Here is a 24,231-nt window from a genome sequence, read left to right on the forward strand (position 1 = left end):
CAGCGCCAACTATCCGGGTTACACCGTGTCGCGTTCGGCGAGCCGGGCCAACCGGGCGTTGTACTCGCCGAGCTCGGCGTCGTGGGTACGATCCGCGTTCCGGTCCCGGCGCCGGGTTTCCTTATCGTCGCTTCGGCTCCACTGGATTGCCACGATGATGGCCAGTGCGATGGTCGGCAGCTCGCCGATGCTCCAGGCGATCCCGCCGCCGGCCTGCTGGTCGGCCAGGGCGCTGGTTCCCCACCCCATAGCGCCGTACCAGTCGGCCAGGAACAGCCCGGTGCCGGTCATGATCGCCAACCCGAAGAAGGCGTGGAACGCCATCGTGCCGAGCAACAGCAGCAACCGGAACGGATAGGGAAGTCGCCAGGGCACCGGGTCGATCCCGATCAGCGACTGCACGAACAGGTACCCGGTGATCAGGAAGTGGACGACCATCCACTCGTGCCCGATGTGGTCCGTGGTGGCCCAGCTGAAGATCGGGGAATAGTAGAACACCCAGAGCGAACCGGCGAACAGCCCGGCCGCCACAAACGGGTTGGCGAGGATACCGGCCGGCTTCGAGTGCACCGCCAGCAGGATCCACTCCCGGGCGCCCCTGCTGTCGTCCTGGCGCTTGCGGATCGCCCGGGCCGCGAGGGTCACCGGCGCCCCGGGTACGAGCAGGACCGGTACCAGCATCGTGAGCACCATGTGCATGAGCATGTGGGTGGAGAACAGGTACTTCTGGTACACGTTGACGCCACCGCTGGTGATGTAGAACAGGGTGATCATGCCGAGCACCCAGAGGATGGTTCGGTAGAGCGGCCAGGAATCGCCGCGCCGACGCAGGCGCCAGACGCCTGCGAGATAGAAGAACACGCCGAATGCGCAGAACAACACCCAGGCCAGGTCGAAGTTCCATTCCGTGAAATAGCGGCTGAACGTCAGCGGCGGCGGCAATGGTTCGCCGGTGAGGAATTGCGCCGGCGTGGAGGTGGGGATCTGTGAGCCGACGACCTGGGCGACCGGGGTCGCCGTTTTCGCCAGGGCTGCGGCCACCCCGGATGCGATGCCCATGAAGCCGAGTTCGGTGACGACCAGCCACCAGAACCAGGGCCTGGTCGGCGTAACGCCGCGCCGCATCCGCTCGATGAAGAACCGCCGCTGCATCAGTCCGAAGCAGCCGAGCAGGATGAGAGCGGCGACCTTCACCAGCACCAGGATCCCGTACGGGGTCAGCAGGTTGTCCAGGGTACCGATGCGGAGTTCCGCGCTGACATACCCCGATGCCGCGACGACGGTGAACGACACCAGCGCAACCGAGGAATACCGGTCGAGTACCGCATTGATCCGCCCGCCGACGAGCTGCTTGCGCAACAGGATGATGGTCAGCAGCCCACCCAGCCAGGCCGCCGCGAACGCGAGGTGCAGCCCGAGCGCCGTGACGGCGGCGTCATGGCCTTCGGCGCCGGCCGAGTGGCCCTGCTGGGCCATCGGCACCAACGCTGCGATCGCCAGGGCCGCCACGAACAGCACTGCCGTCTGGTTCCGCACCGCAAAACACAGCACGGTGACCACCGCGGCGACCAGGGTGGTGCTGAGCCAGGACTGCCCCACTTCGATCTGGGTGAAGAACTGTCCGAGGGTGGAGCTGAACCGGTCGTCGAAGCTGAGCGAGACGTTGGTCACCTGCAGGAAGGTGAAGAAACCGGTGACGGCGGACGCGACGGTGAAGAAGGCAGCGGATGCCGCAGCGAAGTCGAGGGCGGTGTTGAACTCAGGTTTCCCGGGGCTGAGCGCGAAACACGCCAGCACCAGGGCGCCGATCATGCCGGCCGCCCCGATGTTCACCAGCAGTTTCGCGATCGGGAGTCCCCAGCGCACCACCGGACCGGGATCCGACAGCAACTGCGGAGCCGTCGCCCCGCCGAAGGACAGGGCGGCTACCGCGGCCAGCAATGCGACCAACAGGAGGACTGCAGGACCGGCAACACGGACAAGACGGGGCACTGATCAAGCTTAACCGCGCACGAAGGGGGCGCCGACCGAAGTCGACGCCCCCTTGGCGTTGCAGAAGTCTCGAACTACTTGGCGGCAGCCTTGAGCTTGCTGCCGGCGGTCAGCTTGACGCGGTGGCCGGCTGCGATCTTGATCTCTTCGCCGGTCTGCGGGTTACGGCCGGTGCGGGCAGCGGTCGCGGTGCGCTCGACGCCGAGCCATCCCGGGATGGTGACCTTGCCGTCGTTCGCAACGGTGTCGGCGAGGGTGGTGAAGAATGCGTTCAGAACGCCATCCACGGTTGCCTGGCTCTGGTTCGAATCCGCGGCAACCTTGGCAACGAGCTCGGTCTTGTTCAGCGACTTGTCAGCCATTGAGTGTCCTCCTCGGACCTACGTCTGTAAAAACAGCTATTACGTGAATCGGATGCTCGAAAAGAGCCAGTCCGCTGGTCGTTCGACCGCGTTGAATCTAGCAGAGATCACCCGCAGTTCCGCGTATTTACGGCCTTTTCTGACGCAATAACCCGATGATTCGCCCCGTTTTCGCTCTCCGCGGACGAAAATCCGACCACCCTGCGCCCCGGGACGACAAAAACGGATGCCGACTCTCGAGAGTCGGCATCCGTTTCAGACAGGGTGCGAGTTACCAGCTGGACTTGGTGATGCCCGGCAGTTCGCCGTCGTGCGCCATGTCGCGGAAGCGGACACGGGACACACCGAACTTGCTGAGGTAGCCGCGCGGGCGACCATCGATGGCGTCACGGCCGCGAACGCGAACCGGTGAGGCGTTACGGGGAAGCTTCTGCAGGCCGAGGCGGGCTGCCTCGCGGGACTCGTCAGTGCCGTTGACGTCGACGAGGGCCTTCTTCAGCTCCAGTCGCTTCGCGGCGTAGCGCTCGACGATGACCTTGCGCTGTTCATTGCGGGCAATCTTGCTCTTCTTCGCCATGTTTAGCGCTCCTCGCGGAAGTCAACGTGCTTGCGCACTACGGGATCGTACTTCTTCAGCACGAGACGGTCGGGGTTGTTACGACGGTTCTTCTTGGTCACGTAGGTGTAACCGGTTCCTGCCGTCGAACGCAGCTTGATGATCGGACGAACGTCCTGAGCCTTGGCCATTAGATTTTCTCCCCACGAGCGAGCAGGTCCTTGACAACGGACTCGATGCCACGGGCGTCGATAACCTTGATGCCCTTAGCCGACAGCTGCAGCGTGACGTTGCGGCGAAGCGACGCCACGTAGTACGTCTTCTTCTGGATGTTCGGGTCGAAACGACGCTTGGTGCGTCGGTGCGAGTGTGAAATGTTGTGCCCAAAGCCGGGGATGGCTCCGGTCACCTGGCAGGTTGCTGCCATGGTTCTCCTCCAATACCGAAGGGCGAGTGCCCTTCCCAAGATCTCTTGTCGGCGGGCAGGAATCCAGTCATTCCGAGGAGGGAGTGGATGCGCAAGCCCGCAATGCACGCACAGATATGCGCAGCAGCGGTTAACATTACGGGCTTAGCGGGCGTGGCGCAACCCGGCCGCGTCGGCGGCGTCCGGCGGCTCGACGCCGAGGGCCGAGCAGGAGGCGCACAACCCGAACACGTCCACCACGTGGGCGGCCTGCGTGAACCCGTTCTGCGCCGCGACCGCCTGCGCCCAGGTCTCAACGGCATCCGCTTCGATCTCGACGGTGAGACCGCAGTTGCGGCAGATCAGGTGGTGGTGGTGCAGGTCGGTGCTGCAGGCACGGTACAGGCTCTCACCCTCCGGCGACTGCAGCGAATCGGCCTCACCGGTGCCTGCGAGGTCGGCGAGGGCGCGGTAGACCGTCGCCAGGCCGATCGGCGAACCAGTGGCGTGGAGGCTGGAGTGCAGGCCCTGGGCGCTCACGAAACCCTCGGCGGAGGTCAGTGCCGCGCGCACCGCCTCCCGCTGCCAGGTGTTTCGCTTCATGTGTTCAACCGTAAGCGGGCGAGGCGCTGAACCCCTAGCGCGAGCAGGAAGAACGCTGCCGCCGTGAGCGAAATGGCGGGCCCAGCGGCCACGTCGACAGCCCGGGAGAGCAGCACTCCGATGACTCCTGACGCGGCGCCGATCAGGGGCGCAATGAGGAAGATCTCCGCGGTCGTGCGCCCGAGCAGCCGGGCGGCGGCGGCCGGTGCGGCGATCAGCGCGATCGCGAGGATCGCGCCGACGGCCGGCATCGCGGTGACCACGGTCGCGGTCGTCAGGGCGAGGCAGAGCAGCTCGATCGGCCACTCCCGGTATCCGGCGGCACGGAATCCATTGGCGTCGAAGGAGGAGAACAGAATCTCCTTGCCGAGGAAGAAGACCACCACGACGGCGACCGCGAGCACAATCGCGGCCAGGGTGATGTCGCCGATTGTGACGCTGAGGATCGATCCGACCAGGAACGACTCCGCACGCACCGGCAACGACGGATCGAGCGACTGCAGCAGCACACCCAGTGCGAATCCTGCCGTGAGCACGATGCCGGACGCGACCTGGGTGCCCTGGCGGCGCACCCGTTGCACCAGGCTCATCAGGCCGACGATGGCGACGCTGGCGATAGCTGCGCCGAGGGGGATGCTCACCCCGAGCATGGCCGCGCCGACGGCGCCGGGGAAGGTGGCGTGGGTGAGCGCCTGGGCGAAGAAGGTGCGCCGCCGCAGCACCACCAGGGTGCCGACCAGCCCGCTGAGCCCGCCGATCAGGATCGCGGCGACCAGTGCCTTCTCGAAGTACCCCATCAGCGCCCGCCGCCCGTCGCGGTGCGGGGCTCACCCGCGCTGTCGGCGATGCGCGGTAGCTGCGCCGGTATGCGGGTGGCACGCCTGCCGCGCAGCGGCGCAGCCGCCGCAGAACGCTCCCCGCCGCCGGAAGCGCCGAGGCTTCGGCCGCGGCGGCCCCGGTCCACGAGCACCCGGGCGACCAGCACCGCCGCATAGCCGGCCACCAGTACCAGCACGACCGTCGCGCCGCTCGGCAGGTCGATTCCGGCCACGACGGATGCCTGGTACCCGACCACCAGCCCGAGCCACGCCGCGAGCGCGGCGAATCCGGCGGCGAGCCCGAACAGGAGCGACAGCCGGGTGGTGACCAGCCGGGCGACGGCGCCCGGCACGATCAACACGGCGAGTACCAGCAGGTTGCCGACGGCACTCGACGCGGCGACAACGACCAGGGCGATCGCCACGTTGAGGATCACGTCCAGCACCAGCGTTCGGTAGCCGGCAGCCTCGCTTCCGGCACGGTCGAACGCGCGGAACACCTGTTCCTTGAGCGTGAGTGCGACCAGGAGCAGGGCCAATCCGCAGATGATGACGGTGTGCACGACCTCGCTGGCCGTCACGGTGAGGAGGCGGCCGAACAAGAGCTGGTCGAGCTGCCCGGCGTAGTTGGACTGCCGGGAGACCACGATCACACCCACGCTGAAGGTGGCGGTCAGCACGATCGCGATGGCCGCGTCGGCCGGGACCCTCGACCGCACCAGGAGGGTCAGCACCACGGCGGCGATGATCGCAGCGATCATCGCGCCGACGAACAAGCCGTCTCGTCCGCCCCAGACGAAGCCGATGGCGATGCCGGGGAACACCGCATGGGTGAGGCCGTCGCTGATGAACTCGAGGCCGCGGAGGTTCACCAGCACGCCGACGACGCCGGCGACCAGGCTGAGCACGATCAGCACGGTCAGCGCCCGTGCCATGAACGATAGCGCGAAGGAGCCGAACAGTAGGCCGATGAGGTCCACCTAGTGACCCCCGTGGCCCGGGACGACCACCGTGTGCTCGTCCATCTCGACGCCCACCTCGCTGAACGCCTGTTGCACGTTGGCCAGGGTGAGCACCTCGTCGCGCGGCCCGAAGGCGACCTGGCTGCCGTTCAGCAACAGGATTCCATCACAGACGGCCCTCGCCAGCTCGAGATCGTGGGTGGAGACGAGGACCGCCACCCCGTCGGCCTTCAGCCGCTGCAGTGTGTGGATGAGGGCGTCGCGGTTCTTCTGGTCGAGCCCGTTGAACGGTTCGTCGAGGAGCAGCAGGCGAGGACCGGATGCGATCGCGCGCGCCAGCAGCCCGCGTTGCTGCTGGCCACCGGAGAGTTCACCGAATCGCGTCCGGGCGCGGTGCGCGAGGCCGACCGCCTTCAACGCCGCGCGGACCGCCTCGCGGTCACGCCGCCCGGGCAACCGCAGCCAGCCCAGCGTGCGGTAGCGGCCCATCATGACGACCTGTTCGAGTGAAACCGGGAACTGCGGGTCCAGCTCGCCGGCCTGCGGCACGTACCCCACGGCTCCAGCCGGGGCGGGAGAATCACCGAGCACCGTGACGGTTCCCGCCACGCGCGGGATCAGCTCGAGCACCCCCTTGAGCAGGGTGGACTTCCCCGACCCGTTCGGGCCGATCAGCGCCACGGCCTCACCCGGCCGCACATCGAACGTGATGTGCTCCAGCGCAACGGCCTGGCCGTATGCGAAGGATGCGTCAGTGACGTCCAGGACCGCGGGCCGGTCGGTGCGCTGCATCTGGCTCATCTCGCTCACTCTCGCAGGCCGGGCGGCACGCCGGAGGGCGTCACGCCCCAGGACTTCAGGATCAGGGAGACATTGTGCACCTGCGAGTGGATGTACGTGTCTCCGGGGCTGCCGGCGGGGCCGAGCGAGTCGCCGTAGAGTGCGTCGGCGCCGGAGTACACCTCCACGTGGGCTTCCTTCGCGATGGTGTCCGCCGCCTTGGGGTTGATCGACGCCTCGGAGAAGACGGCCTTCACGCCGGTCTTGCGGATGTCGGCCACCAGTTGGTCGATTTGGGCGGCGCTCGGTTCGGCGTTGTCGTCGAAGCTCGGGATGATCGAGCCGACGTAGGTGATGCCGTAGGCGGCGGTGAAGTAGCCGAACGCGTCGTGGTTGCTCACCAGCAGGCGCCGGTCCACCGGCACCCGGTCGACGTTGGTGCGGATCCAGGTGTCGAGTTCGGCCAGCGTGCCGTCATACGCGCTCGCGTGGGCTTCGAACGCAGCGGCGTGGGCCGGGCTGGCCTTGGCCAGGCCGGCGGTGATGGTCCGGGTCATGGTCCGCACGTTCCCGACGGCAGTCCAGATGTGCGGGTTGCCGCCGGCGTGGTCGTGGCTTGCCTCTTGGGCCGCATCGGTTCCGTGCTTGTCGGCCGCGTCCTGGATGCTGATGCCGGCATCCGCATGGATGGTCACGCCGTGGAAGCCGGACGCGTCGATCGCGTCGTCGAGCCACTCTTCGAGGCCAACGCCGTTGATCACGAGGACGTTCGCCTCGGCGAGCGCGGTGAGGTCGGCGGCTGAAGGGTCGTAGCTGTGGGAGCTCTGGTTGGCCTGGATCAGCTGGGTGAGGTTGATCCCCGCGGTGTCGCCCACGATGTTGCGGGTGAAGTCTGCGACCTGCGTGGTCGTGGCGACCACCCGCAGGTCGCCCGGCGTTTCGTCGTTCGACCCGGCGATCGGGTTCGCGGCGCAGGCGCTCAGCGCCAGGACCGCGCTGGCGGCCAGGCCGAGGAGGGTCGCCTTCGGGAAAAGCATATGCCGAAGGTACGCCTATTGAGAATGATTGTCAAAAGCATGGGACCGGCCGGACCGGTGAGGTTACTCGAGCAGGAGCGCGGGCTCCTCGATGATGCTCGCCACGTCGGCGAGGAAGCGGCTGGCCACGTCGCCGTCGACAACCCGGTGGTCGAAACTGGCGCCGATCGTGGTGACCAGGCGAGCGCGCACCTCACCGTCCACGACCCACGGCTTCTGCTTGATCGTGCCGAGCGCCACGATGCCGGCCTCGCCCGAATTGAGGATCGGAGTTCCGGTGTCCATCCCGAATACGCCGATGTTGGTGATCGTGATGGTTCCGTTCGACATCTCGGCGGGGGAGGTCTTCCCGTCCCTGGCCGTGATCGTGAGCGTCTCCAGTGCGCGGGCGAGCTCGAGGAGGCTCATGTCCTGCGCTTCCTTGATGTTCGGAACGATGAGTCCGCGCGGCGTTGCCGCCGCGATGCCGAGGTTCACGTAATGCCGCACGATGATCTCCTCGTCGGTGAACGTCGAGTTGACCGTTGGATTGCGACGAACCGCCCAGATCATCGCCTTGGCCATGATCAGGAGCGGTGAAACCTTCACGCCGGCGAAGTCGGTGGAGGTCTTGAGCCGCTTGACGAACTCCATGGTGCGGGTCGCGTCAACGTCGACGAACAGGCTCACGTGCGGCGCCGTGAAGGCGCTGGACACCATCGCCTGGGCGATCACCTTCCGCACCCCCTTGACCGGGATCCGCTCCTCGCGCACCTCCGGCCATTCCGGGGTCTGGATGTTACGGAACACACTCACCTGGGTGGCCTCACGCAGCACGTCGTCCCGGGTGACGTCGCCGATCGGGCCGGTCGGCGTGACAATGCCGAGGTCGACGCCGAGGTCCTTGGCCAGCTTGCGGATCGGCGGCTTGGCCAGCACCTGTCCGGCGGATGCGGCGAGCACCGGAACCGGGAACGGGTGCGCGTTCGGTGCCTGCCGCGCAGGAGGAGGGGACATCGATTCATGGGCGACGGGAGGCCCGCTGTGGCGCCGTCGGCGGGTGGGCATGGTGGACGCGCTGCCGCGCCCCACGAGCATCGCCCGTGCTCCATCCATCGCGGCGGGAATCGCCGAGCCGTCGACGGAAATGGTGCCCTTCGCGTCCGCTGTCGCGGCGGCGACGTCCGCTGTGACGGCGGTGACGGCGGAGATGTCGGCCGCGGTGTCGGCGGACCCATGCGCCCCGGCGGGACGTGCGTCGGGCGGCGTCGCCTCGGTGCCGATCCGGGCGGGGGCGGCGGCGTCCGTTGTGATCGTGATGATCGGCGTGCCGACGTCGACGGTGGTGCCTTCGGGGATGAGGATCTCACCGACCACGCCGACGAACGGCGACGGGAGCTCGACCAGGGACTTGGCGGTCTCGATCTCGACCAGCACCTGGTTGATCGTGACGGTGTCGCCAGGGGCGACCTTCCATTGCACGATCTCGGCCTCGGTCAGGCCTTCGCCGACGTCGGGGAGAGTGAACTTCGACACGCTCATGAGGTGCCTTCCAGATGGTTGATGGTCAATAGGCCAGCGCGCGGTCGACGGCTTCGAGTACCCGGTCGGGACTCGGCAGGAAGTGGGTCTCCACAGCGGCCGGCGGGAAGGGCGTGTCGAATCCCGACACCCGGATCACCGGCGACTGCAGCGAGTAGAACGCCCGCTCGGCCACCGTCGCGGCAATCTCGGAGCCGACGCTGACGAAGCCGGAGGCCTCCTGGGCGACGACCAGCCGGCCGGTGTTCTCGACCGAGGCGAGGATCGGCCCATAGTCGATCGGGGAGATCGACCGGAGGTCGACGACCTCGATGCTGATGCCCTCGGGGGCGGCGATCTCGGCGGCCTGGAGCAGCACGCTCACCATCGCCCCGTGGCCGACGACGGTGACGTCCGTTCCGCGACGGACCACGCGGCTGGCGTGCAACGGGGTGCCGCTTTCGGCGAACTGCACCTCGCCCTTCGGCCAGTAACGGCTCTTCGGCTCGAAGAAGATCACCGGGTCATCAGAGGCGATCGCCTCTTGCAGCATCCAGTACCCGTCGTGCGCGTTCGACGGGCTGACCACGCGGAGCCCCGGCGTGTGTGCGAAGTAGGCCTCCGGGCTTTCCTGGTGATGCTCGATCGAGCCGATGTGACCGCCGTAGGGAATGCGGATGACGATCGGCATGGTCAGGGCGCCCTCGTGCCGGTTGCGCATCCGGGCCAGCTGGGTGGTGATCTGGTTGAATCCGGGGAACACGAAGCCGTCGAACTGGATCTCGCAGACCGGGCGGTAGCCCCGCATGGCCAGGCCGATCGCGGTGCCGACGATGCCGGCCTCGGCCAGCGGCGTGTCGAGCACTCGCTGCGGTCCGAATTCGGCGTGCAGCCCTTCGGTGACCCGGAACACCCCGCCGAGCGGCCCGATGTCCTCGCCCATCAGGATCACCTTCTGGTCATCCTGCATGGCTTTTCGCAAGGCCCCGTTCAGCGCCTTGGCCAGCGGCAGGGTCGCCGATTCGGCGACGGATGCCGGTGCGACGGAGAGGTTCGTGTCGGTCATGAGCCGTCCCCCTCGAATGAGGCCTCGTAGCGGTCGAGCCAGACCTTCTGCTCGACCATCAGCGGATGCGGTTCGGCATACACATGGTCGAAGATCACGTCCTTCTCCGGGCCCTGGAGCTCGAGGGTGCGCGCACGCACGTCGGCGGCGAAGTCGCCGGCCTCCTCGTCGATGGCGTCGAGGAACTCCTGCTCGACCCCGAGCCCCTGCAGGTAGCTGCGGAAGCGCACGATCGGGTCGCGGGCGACCCAGGAGGCCAGCTCCTCTGGGGTGCGGTACTTGGTGGGGTCGTCGGCGGTGGTGTGGGCGCCGATCCGGTAGGTGAGGGCTTCGATCAGCGCCGGCCCCTTCCCGGCCCGTGCCTCATCGAGCGACTTGGCCGTCACGGCGTAGCTCGCGAGCACGTCGTTGCCGTCGATCTGCGTGCCGGGGATGCCGAAGCCGCCGGCGCGCAGGTACAGCGGGGTCCGGGACTGGCGGGTGACCGGGACCGAGATCGCCCAGTGGTTGTTCTGCAGGAAGAAGACCTGCGGGGTCTGGTAGCTGGAGGCATAGACCAGGGCCTCATTGGCCTCGCCCTCTGAGGAGGCGCCGTCTCCGTAGTAGACGATCACCGCCTGGTCCGTCTCGGGGTTGCCGGTCGCCGTGGAGCCGTCGAGCTGCATGCCCATCGCGTAACCGGTGGCGTGCAGGGTCTGCGCCGCGAGCACCAGCGTGTAGAGGTGGAAGTTGCCGTGCTCCTCCGGGACCCAGCCGCCCAGGGTCAGGCCGCGTAGCATGCGCAGGATGTCGACCACGTCGATTCCCCGGATCATGCCGACGACGTGTTCCCGGTACGAGGGGAAGACGTGGTCCTGCACTCGGGTGGCGCGCGCGGAGCCAACCTGCGCTGCCTCCTGGCCGTGGCTCGGCACCCAGAGCGCGAGCTGCCCCTGCCGCTGCAGGTTGGCCGCTTCGGTGTCGAACCGGCGCACCATCACCATGTCGCGGTAGAAGCGGCGGTGGTCGTCCTCGGTCAGGCGTTCGAGGAACGGCAGGTATTCGTCGGTGCCGGCGCTGTGGACCAGGGCGCCGGCGGGGGAGAGCAACTGGACCATGGGACCGGTGCCGTCGGGCGCTGCCGCGCGGACGGGCTCGTTTCGGGTGGCTGCCACCGTACTAACCTAGCCGCCGGGCCGGGTGCGCCGAGGGGAGAGCCTGAACAATCTCGGCCGAAATTCGTAGGAGTGTGTCCACTGCTTCCTCTTCCCCGACCGAGAGTCGGATCCCGTCTGGTTGGAATGGGCGTACGACCAGGCCCGCCTCGAGGAGCCGCGCGGCGACATCCGATGTCTGCTCGCCGGTGGGCAGCCAGATGAAGTTGCCCTGCGGGGCTGGGATCGACCAGCCCTGGTCGGTGAGGGCCTGCCACATCCCATCGCGTCGCTCGGCGATCACCCGCACTCGCTCGAGGAGGTCGGCTTCGGCGTCGAGCGAGGCGATCGCTGCCGCGCTGGCCTGAGCGGTGACGGAGAGGGGGATCGCGGTGGACCGCGCGGCGTTCAGGATAGCGACCGGACCGAGGGCGTAGCCGACCCGGAGGCCGGCCAGGCCGTAGGCCTTGGAGAAGGTGCGCAGCACCACCAGGTTCGGGTAGCGGCTCAGCAGGCGGGTGCCGGTGACCGCGTGCGGGTCGGTGACGAACTCGATGTATGCCTCGTCGAGCACGACCAGAAGGTCGGCGGGGACCACGGCCATGAAGGCGTCGAATTCGTCGGCGGTCACGATGGTGCTGGTCGGGTTGTTCGGGCTGCAGACGATGACCAGGCGGGTGCGCGGCGTGATCGCGGCGGCCATCTCCGGCAGGTCGTGGCCGTGGTCGGCGCGGTTGGGGACCTGGACGCTGGTCGCGCCCGACACCGTGACGAGCCCGGGGTACGCCTCGAACGAGCGCCAGGAGTAGATGATCTCGTCGCCGGGACCGGCTGCCGCCAGGATCAGCTGCGACAGGAGCGCGACCGAGCCCGACCCGACATGCACTCCGTCGGCGCTGACCCCGTACTTGGCGGCGAGCTTCTCCCGAACGGCCAGAGCGGATGCGTCGGGGTACCGGTTGAACGCGGACTGCGCGTTGACCGCGTCGATCACACCAGGGAGCGGGGCGAACGGATTTTCGTTGCTGGAGAGCTTGAATGCGTCGGGGGCGGCCGGCTTGCCCTGCTGGTACGGCGGGAGGGCAACGATTTCGGGGCGCAGGCGGACTGATGGCAGGTCAGAATGGCTCACCCGGCGAGTCTACGCCGGGGCATATTCGGTATCGCGCATGTTCCCGGAGCCGCTCGCGAGGCCATTCCGCGCTGGCCGGGTCCCTTCGCGCTGCGGTTTCCGCCACGCGCGGCGGGCCTGCCACCCGCGCGTGGAGGATTGGTCAGCGCGAAGGAATCCGGGGGCGGGTTGGTGCAAGCGGTCGCGAGCGCTGCCATAGTGGAGGAATGGCCAGATTCCTGATCAAGCTCGTCGTCAATGCCGTCGCACTGTGGCTCACCACGCTCATCGTGTCCGGCGTCCACGTGGTTCCGTATGCCCCAGACAGCGGCGCAATCATCCTCACCTTCCTGCTGGTGGCGTTCATCTTCGGCCTGGTCAACGCGATCGTCGGCGGATTCGTGCGCGTCATCGCCTTTCCGCTCTACATCATCACCCTCGGCCTCATCGCACTGATCGTCAACGGCCTGCTCCTGCTGCTGGTGGCATGGATCTCTGGCCTGATCGGCTTCGGGCTCGTCGTCGACGGTTTCTGGTGGGGCGTGCTCGGCGCGATCGTGCTGGCGATCATCAGCTGGCTGCTGGGCTTGATCGTGCGACCGGTCACCCCCAAGCGCAGCTGAGCCGGATCCGTCATCCAGCCCCGGGGGCGACGCGGACCGCCCGCCACATCGTCACCTCACCGGGTTCGCTCCCGAGCAGCGCGTCGAGGCGGGCCCTGAATTCGACCAGGCGTGGCTCCGCTGACCCGTCGATCAGGCGGCCGGTTTCCCGGTAGTTCGACAGGGAGTGCGCGGGCACATCCGGCGCGACGGGTACTTCCCGGCCGGCGAAGACCTCGCGGCGCACCAGCAGGTGCTTCGAACCGGCAGCCGTGGCGTCCCGGGCGGCGCCGCCGAGCGCGGGCACCAGGTCGTCGGTGTGCTCGACGCGGATCATGGGCACGGCAGCGGGAACCGGCACCTGCCCGTTGGGCGCACCGAACGTTGCCACTGCCACGGTGTTGAATCCAGCGGATGTCGCCACCTCCGCTGCAACCAACCCGCCTTGGGAGTGTCCCACCTGCACCACCGGATCCGCGGGACCCACCCCGGCCTCCCGCATCGCCTGCACCACCGCGCGGTACGAACCCGCACGCCCGTCCGCACCGGCATCCGCACTTTCATCCGCCCGCGGATGCCCACCGCTCGTGGCGTCGGCGATGGCCGCCAGGTTGGAACCCAGGTCCCACGGCTCCGTGGACGCCCGGGGGTCCCACTCCACCGTTCCGCCGACGTACACCACCCACGCGGGACTGGCCGCGGACCCGTATCGCTCGATCCGCACCTGCGGGCTGGCCCTCGACGCCGGCGGGATGCGGACGGCCAGGTCCGCCAGACCGGCGGGCGGCCCGGCCATGGTCGGAGTTCCGGGGGCGCCACTGCGCTTTGCCGTGACGGCGGTCTCCCTCAACAACCCGAACGGGCGTGCCATCGCGAGCGCCCCGGCCGCCGACGTGCCGACACCGAGGACCCCGAGTCCCTCGTCTCCGAGCGGGAAGGACACCGGAAGCGGCACACCGGCGGCACCGGCTGCCGCATCGTCGATCGAGGAGGCCATCACCCGGACCATTCGCACCAGGACCGGGTTGGTGAGGAGCCGGGGGTTCCGCCGCAGCAACTCGGCCAGCCGGGCCGGCGCCTCGGCCGGGTCGGTTCCCGTGAGCGCACTGCCGAGCAGCCAGGCGAGCGCGCCGCCGGCGAGCGTTGGGATGGCCACAGCCGCCAGCAGGGGCAGTATCCGGCCGAGCAGGTATGCCGCGCCGGCTCCCGAATAGCGGGCGAGCATCTCGGCCAGCCGCTCCGCCCGGCCGTAGTCCTCCGCCGCCGACGTGAGTGAGTCCGCGAGCTCCCTGCTGTCCGCTTCGACCGCATCCACTGCCTGCGCTGCGCCGTAGATCCCTGCGGCACGACCGCCGGCCCAGGTCGGCACCGCCTCGAACTCCAGCGAGCGGATGCGCAGCAGCCGCTCCTGCCACCCCGTCGCCTCCCGGTGCAGCAGCCGCAACATGGCGGCCTGGGCGAGCAGGTGGTCGGTAGCCACCAGGGCGCCGCCCCCGCCCGAGACGATCAGCGGTCCGGGCGGCGGATCACCCGATGAACCCGCACGCCCGGTCACGCCGCTTCCATCGGCACTCACGATCCACTCACGATCCGCTCAGCCGGCGGCCGACAGCTCTGCAATCGCCGCGGCCACCCCCGCCACCGCCGCCTCCAGCGCACGGACGGCCAGCACCAATTCGTGCCGCAGCTCAGACCGGCGGGCGGCATACACCCGCTGGGCATCCGAGACCCATTCGGAGTCGTGGTCAGCCGGAAAGCCGACCAGGGCGGATTCGGCCTCCTCGCGAAGGCCGGCGAGCAGCATTCGTTGCCGGCGCAACGCAGCCAGTCGCTCCGATCGCTCACCGGCACCGATGCCCTGCACCGCCGCATCCGTCCCGCCGAGTGAGCGGACGAAGAATTCGTGGGCGGCGCCGTCGGGATCCTCCAGCACCGGTACCTCCTCCGCATTCCAGTCCCCTGTCGGAACCCGTTGAACGGGTCCCGGGCACCAGAATCGCACCCCGTGGTGCCGCCCAACCGGCTGACGCACGAATCGGTGGACAGTCGCAGCAAATCGGCGGGTGTGGAGGAGTGGGATGTACTCCACAATGGAGTAATGACTTTTGCGGCGCTCAGTCCCGATGAGTCGACGCCATTTCGGATCATTTTCGTCTGCACCGGCAACATCTGCCGGTCGCCGATGGCCGAGGTCATGCTGCGCGACCTGGTCACCCGCGCCGGCCTCGCCCGACTGATCACGACCAGCTCCGCCGGCACCGGGGACTGGCACGTCGGCGAACAGGCCGACAGTCGCACCATCACCGCCCTCGCCAAACGCGGCTACGACGGCAGCCACCATCGCGCCCGCCAGTTCGACCCGGCGTGGTTCGCCGAACTCGACCTGGTCGTGGTGCTCGACCGGTCCCAGGAGCGCATCCTTCGCAACTGGGCCGCCAGCGAACACGACCGCACCAAGGTGCGGCTGCTGCTCAGTTTCGACGCCGAGCAGGCACCGTTGAACGATGTGCCAGACCCGTACTACTCCGATGATGCGCTGTTTGACTCGGTTTTAGGCATGATTGAGAGGGCGAACCATGCGCTCTTCAAGCAGCTCGCGCCCGCAATCAGACAGGGAGTCCGATGAGTCCATTACCCCCACAGGTCCTCAGCCCGCTCGACGGCCGCTACAAGGCCGCCGTCACCGAATTGGGTGAATACCTGTCTGAGGCAGGACTCAACCGCGCCAGGGTGCACGTCGAAGTCGAGTGGCTGATCACTCTCACCGAGCGTGGCCTGTTCGGCTCCTCCCCGCTGCAGCCGCAACAGAAGGCCGACCTGCGCGCCCTGGTCACGAACTTCGGCCAGGCCGAGATCGACGAACTGGCCACGCTCGAGGCCACCACCCGGCACGATGTCAAGGCCGTCGAATACCTCGTCCGTGGGCGGCTCGCCGACCTGGGCCTCACCGGGATCAGCGAGCTCACGCATTTCGCAGCCACCAGCGAGGACATCAACAACCTCTCCTACGCCCTCACCGTGAGCCAGGCCGTGCGGGAGGTGTGGCTGCCGAAGTTCCGTGCCGTCATCACTGCCATCCGCACCCAGGCGATCGAATACCGAGCGGATGCGATGCTGGCCCGCACGCACGGGCAGCCGGCGACCCCGACGACCATGGGCAAGGAGCTCGCCGTGTTCGTGCACCGGCTTGAGCGCATCGCGACCCAGGTGGAAGGGAACGACTACCTCGGAAAGTTCAGCGGCGCCACCGGCACCTTCGCCGCCCACGTCAGCGCCGACCCCTCCGTCGACTGGCCCGCCGTCACGAGCGAATTCGTGCGCGGTCTCGGCCTGGACTGGAACCCGCTCACCACCCAGATCGAGTCCCACGACTGGCAGGCCGAGCTGTACGCCAAGGTCGCGCACGCGAACCGGGTGCTACACAACTTCTCCACCGACGTCTGGACCTACATCTCGATGGGCTACTTCCGTCAGATCCCGCAGGCCGGCGCCACCGGATCTTCCACGATGCCGCACAAGATCAACCCGATCAGGTTCGAGAACGCCGAGGCCAACCTCGAGATCTCCAGCGCCATCCTCGATTCGCTCGCCGCCACCCTGGTTACCTCACGCTTGCAGCGGGACCTCACCGACTCCACCACGCAGCGCAACATCGGTGTCGGTTTCGGCCACTCCCTGCTCGCCCTCGACAACATCCTGCGCGGGCTCGGCGAGATCGACCTCGACCGCGCCCTCCTGGCCAGTGACCTGGACGCCAACTGGGAGATCCTCGGCGAAGCCATCCAGACCGTGATCCGGGCCGAGGTCACGGCGGGGCGCTCGAGCATCGAGGATCCGTACGCGCTGCTCAAGGAACTCACCCGCGGCAAGCGAATCAACCGCGACGACCTGGTGGCGTTCGTGTCACGGCTGGAGATCGGCGAGGCCGCGAAGGCGCGCCTGCTCGAACTGACGCCGGCCTCCTACGTCGGCCTGGCCGATCAGCTGGTCGACTACCTGACCTGACCTGCGGCAGGACCGCACCATCCGCTCCAGTGGCGGAGCGGCCTGAGCTGTCATCCGTCGACCATGCCGCGGAGGGTGAACGCGTTGCGCACGGCATTGCCGTCGCCGTCGTTGTTGAAATAGACGAAGACCTCGGTGCCGGCGTCCTGCCACTCGCGGATTCTCCCGGCCCACCAGCCCAGTTCGGCATCGGAGTATGACCCGCCGTAGAGATAGTCGTGATCGGGGCCGTGCATCCGGATGTACACGAACGGTGCCGTCGCGCGCAGGATGCAGGGCAGGCGCGCACCGCTGGTGATGCAGTACGCGGCCCCGTGGCGCTCGAGCAGTGCGAACACCTCCTCGGTGTGCCAGCTGTCGTGACGAAATTCCACCGCGACCCGGATCCATTCGGGCAGACGATCCAGGAAGTAGCCCAGGCGGGCGTCATCCCGTTCCATCGACGGGGGGAGTTGCACCAGCAGCACGGCCCTCCGGTCACGGAGCTCGTGCCAGCAGCTCGCGATGCGGTCGATCCATACCTCAGGCGAGTACAGCCTCTTCCCGTGGGTCAGCCCGCGCGGCGCCTTCACCGACAACAGGAATCCCTCCGGGAGGCGGCGGCGCCAACTCGCGAAGGAAACTGCCCTCGGCCAGCGATAGAAGCTGGCATTCAACTCCACTGTTCCGAAACTACCGACGTAGTATCGCAGCCGGTCCCGTGGCGGCAGCGCCGAGGGGTACAGCACGTTCTCCCAGTGGTCGTAGCTCCAGCCCGACGTGCCGATCTGCACGCTCATGACGTTTTCCGCCGACTGGCGCGGTTGCCTACGACCCGTGATTCTGCTCGTCGAGGTCAGACTCCTCGGCGGCGTTGGGCTTGGTTCCGAGTGCGAACATGGCGATGACCACGAGCGCGATGATGAAGACCACGCCGAAGCCGACGAGGGAGAGCACCAGTTCGCGGGTGGTGAGCAGGATCGTGAGCCCGACGAACAGCCCCATGCCGCCGGAGAGACCGATGTACTCGGCGGGCTTCAGGCGGTCGGCGCGGCTGGGCTGGTGCGACGGGTTGCCAGGACGGGGGTTCAGGGTCACGAGATGTCCGAATCGTTGACAGCGGGGGCGACCTGTCGCGCGGGCACGGTCGACCATTTGAGGGAGAGCCCTGCGATCACCAGGAACACGCCGAGCATGACCAGGTAGGCCCCGAACAGACCGACCGAGACGACAGCGTGCGGCGGAAGCAGCAGGAACGCCAGCGCGAGCACCGCAGTGGCGCCGCCGACGACCAGCCAGTCGCGGGCCGCCGCCGCGTTCCGGGCGCGCAGGCGGATGCCGCTGTACAGTTCCAGGAATCCGGTGATCGCACCCCAGACGCTGACCAGGTACAGGAACAAGCCGAGTCCACCACTGTGGAAGCCGAGCGCAACTGCGCCCAGAACGACGCCGACGATGCCCTGCAGCAGGAACAGGGTGCGGAACACGCCGTCCGTGATGGTGCGCCAACCGAGGACGCCGACGGCGAGCCCGCTGAGCACGGCGAATGTGCCGAATGCGAGGAGACCGAATTCCGCGGAGTGATCAGGCGTGAACGTGATGACAACCGCCGGGATCAGGGCCAGGACGGCGCGCAGGATCGGCACGGACCAGTATCGGGAGCCGAGAGCGGATGCGGTGGGGACGTTCGCCACGCGGCGACCTCTTTCATTGCGGGCTGGGTACCGGTCCAGTCTACGTCGCGTAGACAACGCGGCCGCCGGTAGTGGGCTCAGAGCGCCTTCACCGCCGAGAGCACAGCGGTCAGGGAGGCCTTGGCGTCGCCGAACAGGAGTGTCGTCTTCGGATCGTAGAGGAGTTCGTTCTCGATCCCCGCGAACCCGGGCCGCATCGAGCGCTTCAGAAAGACCACCTGGCCGGCGTCACCGACCTCCAGGATGGGCATCCCAAAGATGGGTGACCCCGGGGAGGACTTGGCCGCGGGGTTGACGACGTCGTTCGCTCCAACCACGAGCGCGACATCCGTGTTCTTGAACTCAGGGTTGATCTCGGCCATCTCCTTGAGCGATTCGTACGGCACGTTCGCCTCGGCCAGCAGCACGTTCATGTGGCCAGGCATGCGACCGGCGACCGGATGGATGGCGAAGTCGACGCTCACACCACGCGCCTCCAGCGCAGTCGCCAGCTCGGCGATGGCATGCTGCCCCTGGGCAACGGCGAGGCCGTAGCCGGGCACGATCACCACCCGCTCAGCAAAGCCGAGCAGCACCGCCACATCCTCCGCCGTCGAGGAACGCACCGGTCGGTCACTCATCGTGGTGGAGCCGGCCGTCGACCCACCCCGGAACGCGCCGAACAGGATGCCGCTGACTCCCCGGCCCATCGCCGACGCCATGGCCCGGGTCAGGATGGTTCCGCTGGCCCCGACCAGGGTTCCCGCCACCACCAGCAGCACGTTGCCGAGTACGATCCCGGAGGCCGCGACAGCGAGCCCCGTGAACGCGTTCAGCAGCGAGATGACGATCGGTACGTCGGCGCCGCCGACCGGAAGCACCAGGAGCAGTCCCGCGGCGAGGCTGATCAGCAGCAGCGCGATCGCCCACCCGCCGGACCCGGTGGCGATGACGATCCCGGCGGCGACCAGCGCGGCGACCAGCACCAGCACCATCACCCAGCGCATGCCGGGGAACAGCAGCGGCCGGGTGCTGATCAGTTCCTGCAGTTTCCCCACCGTCACTGCCGACCCGGCGAAGGACACCGCGCCGACCAGCATGGTGAACACCACGGCCACCCGCAGCCACGGGTCGGGCGTGTGGCCGAGTTCGAGCACCGCGACGAGGGCGGCCGCACCACCGCCGACGCCGTTGAACAGCGCCACCAGTTGCGGCATCTGCGTCATCTTCACCCGCCGGGCAATCGGAGCGGCGATACCGGCGCCCACGACAATGGCGGCCAGGATCGCCGGCACGTTCTCGAGCCGCACCGAGAGGAACACCGTGACGACGGCGAAACCGGCGCCGGCCGCCCCGATCACGTTGCCGCGCCGCGCAGTCCTGGGTGAGCTGAGGCCCTTCAACGCCAGGATGAAGCAGACGGCCGCGACCAGGTAGGCCAGCGCGGTCCACTCCGGCGAGAGCAGCCTCACTTCGCCGTGTCCTTGTCAGCCGCGGGCTTCCGGGTCCGGAACATGTGCAGCATCCGGTCGGTCACGACGAACCCGCCGACCAGGTTCGCGGTGGCGAGCACGACCGCTGTCAGCCCGACGGCGAGCACCCCGGGGTCCTCGGCCTGCCCGGTTACGATGATCGCGCCGATCAGCACGATCCCATGGATGGCGTTGGCACCGGACATCAGGGGTGTGTGCAGGATGCTGGTGACCTTCGACACCACCTCGAACCCCACGAACACAGCCAGCACGACGATCGTGAGGAGCGTGACCGGGTCCATCATCGTTGTCCCTTCAGAGCGTCCGCGGTCGGCGCGTGCCGCACCTGGCCATCATGGGTCAGGCAGGCTCCGGCGATGACGTCGTCGGAGAAGTCAGGCGACACCTGCCCGTCGGTTACCATCAATGCCAGCAGGTTGGCAACATTCTTCGCGTACAAGCGGGAGGCGTCCGTGGGCAGAGCGGATGCCGCATCCTTCATCCCGACCAGGGTCACCGTTCCGTCCCCGGCGTGCGTCGGGATGGCCAGGTCCGACCCGGCGATGACGCCCTCGATATTGCCGCCCGACTCGGCGGCCAAGTCGACCACGACCGACCCCGCCCTCATCCGGGCGACCATGTCCGTGGTGACCAGGAGCGGGGCCCGCCGGCCGGGAATGGCTGCGGTGGTGATCAGGATGTCGGCCGCGGCGACGTGCGGGGTGAGCAGCTGGCGCTGGCGGGCCGCACGGTCCTCACCGAGCTCCCTGGCATAACCGCCGGCGCCCTCTGCCGCCTCCAGGTCCAGGTTGATGAACGTGCCGCCCATCGAGGTCACCTCGTCGGCGGAGGCCGGGCGCACGTCATTCGCCGAGACCCGCGCACCCAGCCGCTTGGCGGTGCCGATGGCCTGCAATCCGGCGACGCCGGCGCCGAGCACCAGCACCCGGGCCGGCGGTATGGTGCCCGCCGCTGTCATGTAGAGGGGAAGGAACCGGGGGAAGCGGGTCGCCGCCTCGAGCACCGAGCGGTAGCCGGCGACCAGTGCCTGCGAGGTGAGGGCATCCATCGACTGGGCCCGGGAGATGCGGGGCACGAGTTCCAGGGCGAACGACGTGATGCCGGCCTCCGCCAGCGCGGTGACGGTCGCGAGTTCCGTGGCCGGAGAGCCGAACCCGACGGTGACCGCCCCCCGGTTCAGGTGTGACACCTGGTCCGGTGACAACGGTCGCACATGCAGGAGAACGTCGAGATCGCCGAGCTCCAGCCGGGGTACGACGACGGCACCGGCCTCCCTGTATGCGGCATCGGCGTTGCCCGCTGCGACGCCCGCCCCCGACTCGATCACAACGTCGAGGCCCAGGGCTTCGAGCTGGCCAACGGTCTCTGGTGTCGCGGCGACACGGCGCTCACCGTCGATGCGCTCTCGCGCCACGCCCACCTTCACGCGCACCTCCCGCTATGGCGGTCGGCCGCCGGCGCGTCCGTTCCCTGGCGCTGGTGCGGCACCGCACAATGTATTCGTAGCGTAGCGGCAGCGGACCGGAATGTGCGCCCACCCACCGCTGCAGGGCCGGCCGGCTTAGGCGCCGGCGACCATGTCGGCGAACCGCGAGTAGTGGCCGTGGAACGCAACCGTCACGGTGCGGGTGGGGCCGTTGCGGTGCTTGGCCACGATCAGGTCGGCCTCACCGGCGCGCGGGTTGTCCTTCTCATACGCGCTCTCGCGGTGCAGGAGGATGACCATGTCGGCGTCCTGCTCGAGTGAACCGGACTCGCGGAGGTCGGAGATGGCGGGCATCTTGTCGGCGCGCTGCTCCGGGCCACGGTTGAGCTGGGAGAGGGCGATCACCGGCACCTGGAGTTCTTTGGCAAGGAGCTTGAGCGCCCGGGAGAACTCGCTCACCTCCTGCTGACGGGACTCGACGCGCTTGCCGGAGGTCATCAGCTGCAGGTAGTCGATGATGACCATCTTGAGCCCCACGCGTTGCTTGAGTCTGCGGCACTTCGCGCGGATCTCCACGAGTGTCATATTGGGGCTGTCGTCGATGTAGAGCGGCGCGTCGTTGATGCGCCCGCGGGTGGCGGCAATGGTCGTCCAATCGCGGGAGTCGACGGTTCCCTTGCGCATGCTCTGCAGGGGAACGGACGCCTCTGCGGCGAGCAGCCGCATCGCGATTTCGCTTCGCCCCATTTCCAGGGAGAAGAAGATGCTGGGCATGTCGTTCTTGATCGACGCGGCGCGGGCGAAGTCGAGCGCCAGGGTTGACTTACCGAGTGCGGGGCGGGCCGCGACAATGATGAGCTGCCCACCGTGGAAACCGTTCGTGAGTTCGTCGAGGTCGGCGAACCCGGTCGGGACGCCGGTCATCTGGCCGTCCTTGCCCTTGGCCGCCTCGATTTCGTCGATCGCTGTTGTGACGGCCTCGGTGAGGGGAACGTAGTCTTCGGTCTCGGTGCTTCCCGTGACCGAGTAGATCTCGGCCTGGGCATTGTTGACCAGGTCGAGGACTTCGCCCTCGCCGGCGTACCCCATCTGCACGATACGGGTGCCGGCTTCCACCAGCCGGCGCAGCAGCGCCCGTTCAGCAACGATGCTGGAGTAGAAGCCGGCGTTCGCGGCAGTGGGCACCAGGCTGGTGAGCGTGTGCAGGTACTCGGCGCCGCCCGCGCGGGAGAGTTCGCCGATCTTGGTCAGTTCGTCGGTGACGGCGATGACGTCGGTTGGTTCACCGTGCGAGTACAGCGACAGGATGGCGTCGTAGATGATCTCGTGCTTGGGAATGTAGAAGTCGGTGCCACGCACCGTTTCGACGACGTCGGCAACCGCGTCTTTGCTGAGCATCATGCCGCCGAGCGCGCTCTGCTCGGCGAGGAGGTCGTGCGGGGGAGTGCGTTCGGTCTGCCTCGACTCGGCGCCGCGGTATTCGCCCGTGCGCTGTTCGGCCAGACCCAGATGAGCGATTGACACGAGCGCGCCTTTCTTCTAATGCATTCTTCAGGTGTAACAGGACCCACCGACAGTGGACGTCCCGGCGCGCTCATCGACACAGCGTTGTATCAACACAACGTCCATCGACAGCGTGAGTAGTCGGCGCCTGCCCACACTAGGGATCGGGGCGGAGCCAGCCAAACGACCCTGTGGATAACGCTGTGGGGAAAAGGGGTGAAACGCCGTGGCGCGTGTGCACAAGCTGTGCACTCAGCTGTGGACAACGAAACAATCTAACCACATAAATGGCAACTGACCAGCTTTTTTATCTTTCCACAGCTGTGTGTAGAAAGTAGCTTCAAGTGCACCTTGAACCTTGTCGCCGATGAGCGACACCTGTGCACAAAGATGTGGGGAAAACGGCCTGACTAGCCCTTAACGGGGTGTAGCGGCGGGCTCCTTTCGGAACCAGCCGCTACACCGGTAGCTGTCGCCTTACTTGGCGGCAACCACCTGGAGGGTGATCGTGGCGCTCAGTTCGTCACGCAGGCGAACAGTCGCCTGGTGCTCGCCGGTCAGCTTGATCGGGCTCAGCTCGATCTTGCGCTTGTCGATCGCGCCGAGGCCTGCAGCGGCCACCGCGTCGGCGACATCCGCTGTCTTGACGGAACCGAAGAGGCGTCCGCCGGCGCCGGCCTTGACGACCAGCTTGACCTTGGTGTTCTCGATGGCGGCCTTGAGAGCCTGCGCCTCTTCGAGAGTGGCGTGCTCGCGGGCAACCCGAGCGGCCTTGATCTGTTCGATCTGCTTTTCGCCACCGCGCGTCCAGCCCACGGCAAAGCCCTGGGGAACGAGGTAGTTACGGGCGTAGCCGTTCTTGACGTCGACGACGTCACCGGGGGTGCCGAGGCCGGAGACCTCGTGCGTCAGAATAACTTTCGACATGTGGGGGCTCCTTACCGGCCTGAGCCAGCGTAGGGCAGCAAGGCCATTTCGCGGGCGTTCTTGACGGCACGGGCGATGAGGCGCTGCTCCTGGACGGAGACGCCGGTGATGCGACGGGCGCGGATCTTTCCACGCTCCGAGACGAACTTGCGGAGGGTGGCGACATCCTTGTAATCGATGACACCGACCCGGATCGACTTCGCGGGGGCGGCGTTCTTGCCACCCTTGGCTCCGCGGAGTGGCTTGCGGCGGTCGCCGCTGCTCTTTCCAGCCATGATTTCCTTTGCTTTCTTAAGT

Annotated in this window: 28 protein-coding genes; 3 read left to right on the forward strand and 25 right to left on the reverse strand. The window is 67.7% G+C overall.

The features are described from left to right. Nucleotides 1-18: 18 nt before the first annotated feature. From AB4Y94_RS06555 to AB4Y94_RS06620, 14 genes are all read right to left on the reverse strand, one after another. Complete coding sequence (locus tag AB4Y94_RS06555; protein ID WP_441726406.1) at nucleotides 19-1,992, reverse strand: cytochrome c oxidase assembly protein; 1,974 nt, start codon at nucleotides 1,990-1,992, stop codon at nucleotides 19-21. Nucleotides 1,993-2,066: 74 nt separating this feature from the next. Continuing rightward, a complete protein-coding gene (locus AB4Y94_RS06560; RefSeq protein ID WP_441726409.1) occupies nucleotides 2,067-2,354 on the reverse strand; it encodes an HU family DNA-binding protein in 288 nt (95 codons plus the stop codon). Between the two features lie 271 nt (nucleotides 2,355-2,625). Further along, the gene (rpsN, locus tag AB4Y94_RS06565) at nucleotides 2,626-2,931 is read right to left on the reverse strand and encodes a 30S ribosomal protein S14 (RefSeq protein ID WP_441726412.1); all 306 of its coding nucleotides are present in this window, start codon (nucleotides 2,929-2,931) and stop codon (nucleotides 2,626-2,628) included. Between the two features lie 2 nt (nucleotides 2,932-2,933). Further along, a complete protein-coding gene (gene rpmG, locus AB4Y94_RS06570) occupies nucleotides 2,934-3,101 on the reverse strand; it encodes a 50S ribosomal protein L33 (protein ID WP_066598602.1) in 168 nt (55 codons plus the stop codon). After that, a complete protein-coding gene (gene rpmB / locus AB4Y94_RS06575; RefSeq protein WP_441726415.1) occupies nucleotides 3,101-3,337 on the reverse strand; it encodes a 50S ribosomal protein L28 in 237 nt (78 codons plus the stop codon). The genes rpmG and rpmB overlap by 1 nt, the downstream gene beginning before the upstream one ends. Nucleotides 3,338-3,481: 144 nt before the next feature. Further along, the gene (locus AB4Y94_RS06580) at nucleotides 3,482-3,919 is read right to left on the reverse strand and encodes a Fur family transcriptional regulator (RefSeq protein WP_441726418.1); all 438 of its coding nucleotides are present in this window, start codon (nucleotides 3,917-3,919) and stop codon (nucleotides 3,482-3,484) included. Continuing rightward, nucleotides 3,916-4,716: a metal ABC transporter permease gene (locus AB4Y94_RS06585; protein WP_441726421.1), complete on the reverse strand. Its 801-nt coding sequence runs from the start codon at nucleotides 4,714-4,716 to the stop codon at nucleotides 3,916-3,918. Before AB4Y94_RS06585 ends, AB4Y94_RS06580 begins: the two co-directional genes overlap by 4 nt. Then, entirely contained in the window at nucleotides 4,716-5,717 is a 1,002-nt protein-coding gene (locus tag AB4Y94_RS06590) for a metal ABC transporter permease (RefSeq protein WP_441726424.1), read from the reverse strand. The genes AB4Y94_RS06585 and AB4Y94_RS06590 overlap by 1 nt, the downstream gene beginning before the upstream one ends. Further along, nucleotides 5,718-6,500 carry a metal ABC transporter ATP-binding protein gene (locus AB4Y94_RS06595; protein WP_441726427.1) on the reverse strand — a complete coding sequence of 261 codons (783 nt, stop codon included), beginning with the start codon at nucleotides 6,498-6,500 and terminating at the stop codon, nucleotides 5,718-5,720. It lies immediately after the preceding gene. A 5-nt stretch (nucleotides 6,501-6,505) separates the two neighbouring features. Beyond that, on the reverse strand, nucleotides 6,506-7,516 hold the full coding sequence (locus tag AB4Y94_RS06600) for a metal ABC transporter substrate-binding protein (protein ID WP_441726430.1): 1,011 nt from the start codon (nucleotides 7,514-7,516) through the stop codon (nucleotides 6,506-6,508). A 63-nt stretch (nucleotides 7,517-7,579) separates the two neighbouring features. Beyond that, the gene (locus AB4Y94_RS06605) at nucleotides 7,580-9,037 is read right to left on the reverse strand and encodes a dihydrolipoamide acetyltransferase family protein (RefSeq protein ID WP_441726433.1); all 1,458 of its coding nucleotides are present in this window, start codon (nucleotides 9,035-9,037) and stop codon (nucleotides 7,580-7,582) included. A gap of 25 nt (nucleotides 9,038-9,062) precedes the next feature. Next, the gene (locus AB4Y94_RS06610; protein ID WP_441726436.1) at nucleotides 9,063-10,082 is read right to left on the reverse strand and encodes an alpha-ketoacid dehydrogenase subunit beta; all 1,020 of its coding nucleotides are present in this window, start codon (nucleotides 10,080-10,082) and stop codon (nucleotides 9,063-9,065) included. After that, a complete protein-coding gene (locus tag AB4Y94_RS06615; protein WP_441726687.1) occupies nucleotides 10,079-11,179 on the reverse strand; it encodes a thiamine pyrophosphate-dependent dehydrogenase E1 component subunit alpha in 1,101 nt (366 codons plus the stop codon). Before AB4Y94_RS06615 ends, AB4Y94_RS06610 begins: the two co-directional genes overlap by 4 nt. Nucleotides 11,180-11,240: 61 nt before the next feature. Continuing rightward, nucleotides 11,241-12,347 (reverse strand): histidinol-phosphate transaminase, encoded by a 1,107-nt coding sequence (locus tag AB4Y94_RS06620; RefSeq protein ID WP_441726439.1) that lies wholly within the window; start codon nucleotides 12,345-12,347, stop codon nucleotides 11,241-11,243. A 206-nt stretch (nucleotides 12,348-12,553) separates the two neighbouring features. Here AB4Y94_RS06620 and AB4Y94_RS06625 point away from each other — a divergent pair, with 206 nt between their 5' ends. Next, nucleotides 12,554-12,949 carry a phage holin family protein gene (locus AB4Y94_RS06625; RefSeq protein ID WP_441726442.1) on the forward strand — a complete coding sequence of 132 codons (396 nt, stop codon included), beginning with the start codon at nucleotides 12,554-12,556 and terminating at the stop codon, nucleotides 12,947-12,949. 10 nt (nucleotides 12,950-12,959) lie between these two features. Here the strand turns inward: AB4Y94_RS06625 and AB4Y94_RS06630 are convergent, their stop codons facing one another. Together AB4Y94_RS06630 and AB4Y94_RS06635 are read right to left on the reverse strand one after the other, a co-directional pair. Beyond that, nucleotides 12,960-14,483, reverse strand: a complete 1,524-nt coding sequence (locus AB4Y94_RS06630) for a hypothetical protein (RefSeq protein ID WP_441726445.1) — start codon at nucleotides 14,481-14,483, stop codon at nucleotides 12,960-12,962. A gap of 39 nt (nucleotides 14,484-14,522) precedes the next feature. After that, nucleotides 14,523-14,861 (reverse strand): hypothetical protein, encoded by a 339-nt coding sequence (locus AB4Y94_RS06635; RefSeq protein WP_441726448.1) that lies wholly within the window; start codon nucleotides 14,859-14,861, stop codon nucleotides 14,523-14,525. Nucleotides 14,862-15,026: 165 nt separating this feature from the next. Here AB4Y94_RS06635 and AB4Y94_RS06640 point away from each other — a divergent pair, with 165 nt between their 5' ends. Beyond that, complete coding sequence (locus AB4Y94_RS06640; RefSeq protein WP_441726451.1) at nucleotides 15,027-15,554, forward strand: low molecular weight protein-tyrosine-phosphatase; 528 nt, start codon at nucleotides 15,027-15,029, stop codon at nucleotides 15,552-15,554. After that, nucleotides 15,551-16,933, forward strand: coding sequence for an adenylosuccinate lyase (gene purB, locus AB4Y94_RS06645; protein WP_441726454.1), 1,383 nt, complete (start codon nucleotides 15,551-15,553; stop codon nucleotides 16,931-16,933). Before AB4Y94_RS06640 ends, purB begins: the two co-directional genes overlap by 4 nt. Nucleotides 16,934-16,983: 50 nt before the next feature. Here the strand turns inward: purB and AB4Y94_RS06650 are convergent, their stop codons facing one another. The 9 genes from AB4Y94_RS06650 to rpsR all read right to left on the reverse strand — a co-directional run bounded on the left by AB4Y94_RS06650 (nucleotide 16,984) and on the right by rpsR (nucleotide 24,209). Further along, nucleotides 16,984-17,712, reverse strand: a complete 729-nt coding sequence (locus AB4Y94_RS06650) for a DUF72 domain-containing protein (RefSeq protein WP_441726457.1) — start codon at nucleotides 17,710-17,712, stop codon at nucleotides 16,984-16,986. 28 nt (nucleotides 17,713-17,740) lie between these two features. Then, nucleotides 17,741-18,010: a hypothetical protein gene (locus AB4Y94_RS06655; RefSeq protein ID WP_441726459.1), complete on the reverse strand. Its 270-nt coding sequence runs from the start codon at nucleotides 18,008-18,010 to the stop codon at nucleotides 17,741-17,743. After that, a complete protein-coding gene (locus tag AB4Y94_RS06660) occupies nucleotides 18,007-18,606 on the reverse strand; it encodes a DUF308 domain-containing protein (RefSeq protein ID WP_441726462.1) in 600 nt (199 codons plus the stop codon). The genes AB4Y94_RS06655 and AB4Y94_RS06660 overlap by 4 nt, the downstream gene beginning before the upstream one ends. A 77-nt stretch (nucleotides 18,607-18,683) precedes the next feature. Then, nucleotides 18,684-20,057: an NAD(P)(+) transhydrogenase (Re/Si-specific) subunit beta gene (locus tag AB4Y94_RS06665; protein WP_441726464.1), complete on the reverse strand. Its 1,374-nt coding sequence runs from the start codon at nucleotides 20,055-20,057 to the stop codon at nucleotides 18,684-18,686. Beyond that, nucleotides 20,054-20,359 (reverse strand): NAD(P) transhydrogenase subunit alpha, encoded by a 306-nt coding sequence (locus AB4Y94_RS06670; RefSeq protein ID WP_441726690.1) that lies wholly within the window; start codon nucleotides 20,357-20,359, stop codon nucleotides 20,054-20,056. The genes AB4Y94_RS06665 and AB4Y94_RS06670 overlap by 4 nt, the downstream gene beginning before the upstream one ends. After that, complete coding sequence (locus AB4Y94_RS06675; RefSeq protein ID WP_441726467.1) at nucleotides 20,359-21,504, reverse strand: Re/Si-specific NAD(P)(+) transhydrogenase subunit alpha; 1,146 nt, start codon at nucleotides 21,502-21,504, stop codon at nucleotides 20,359-20,361. The genes AB4Y94_RS06670 and AB4Y94_RS06675 overlap by 1 nt, the downstream gene beginning before the upstream one ends. A 135-nt stretch (nucleotides 21,505-21,639) precedes the next feature. Then, nucleotides 21,640-23,028: a replicative DNA helicase gene (gene dnaB, locus AB4Y94_RS06680; RefSeq protein ID WP_441726470.1), complete on the reverse strand. Its 1,389-nt coding sequence runs from the start codon at nucleotides 23,026-23,028 to the stop codon at nucleotides 21,640-21,642. A gap of 456 nt (nucleotides 23,029-23,484) precedes the next feature. After that, a complete protein-coding gene (rplI, locus tag AB4Y94_RS06685) occupies nucleotides 23,485-23,934 on the reverse strand; it encodes a 50S ribosomal protein L9 (RefSeq protein ID WP_441726472.1) in 450 nt (149 codons plus the stop codon). 11 nt (nucleotides 23,935-23,945) lie between these two features. Beyond that, the gene (gene rpsR / locus AB4Y94_RS06690) at nucleotides 23,946-24,209 is read right to left on the reverse strand and encodes a 30S ribosomal protein S18 (RefSeq protein ID WP_123044549.1); all 264 of its coding nucleotides are present in this window, start codon (nucleotides 24,207-24,209) and stop codon (nucleotides 23,946-23,948) included. Nucleotides 24,210-24,231 lie beyond the last annotated feature (22 nt).

The organism is Glaciibacter sp. 2TAF33, assembly GCF_052114945.1.
GTDB lineage: Bacteria > Actinomycetota > Actinomycetes > Actinomycetales > Microbacteriaceae > Cryobacterium.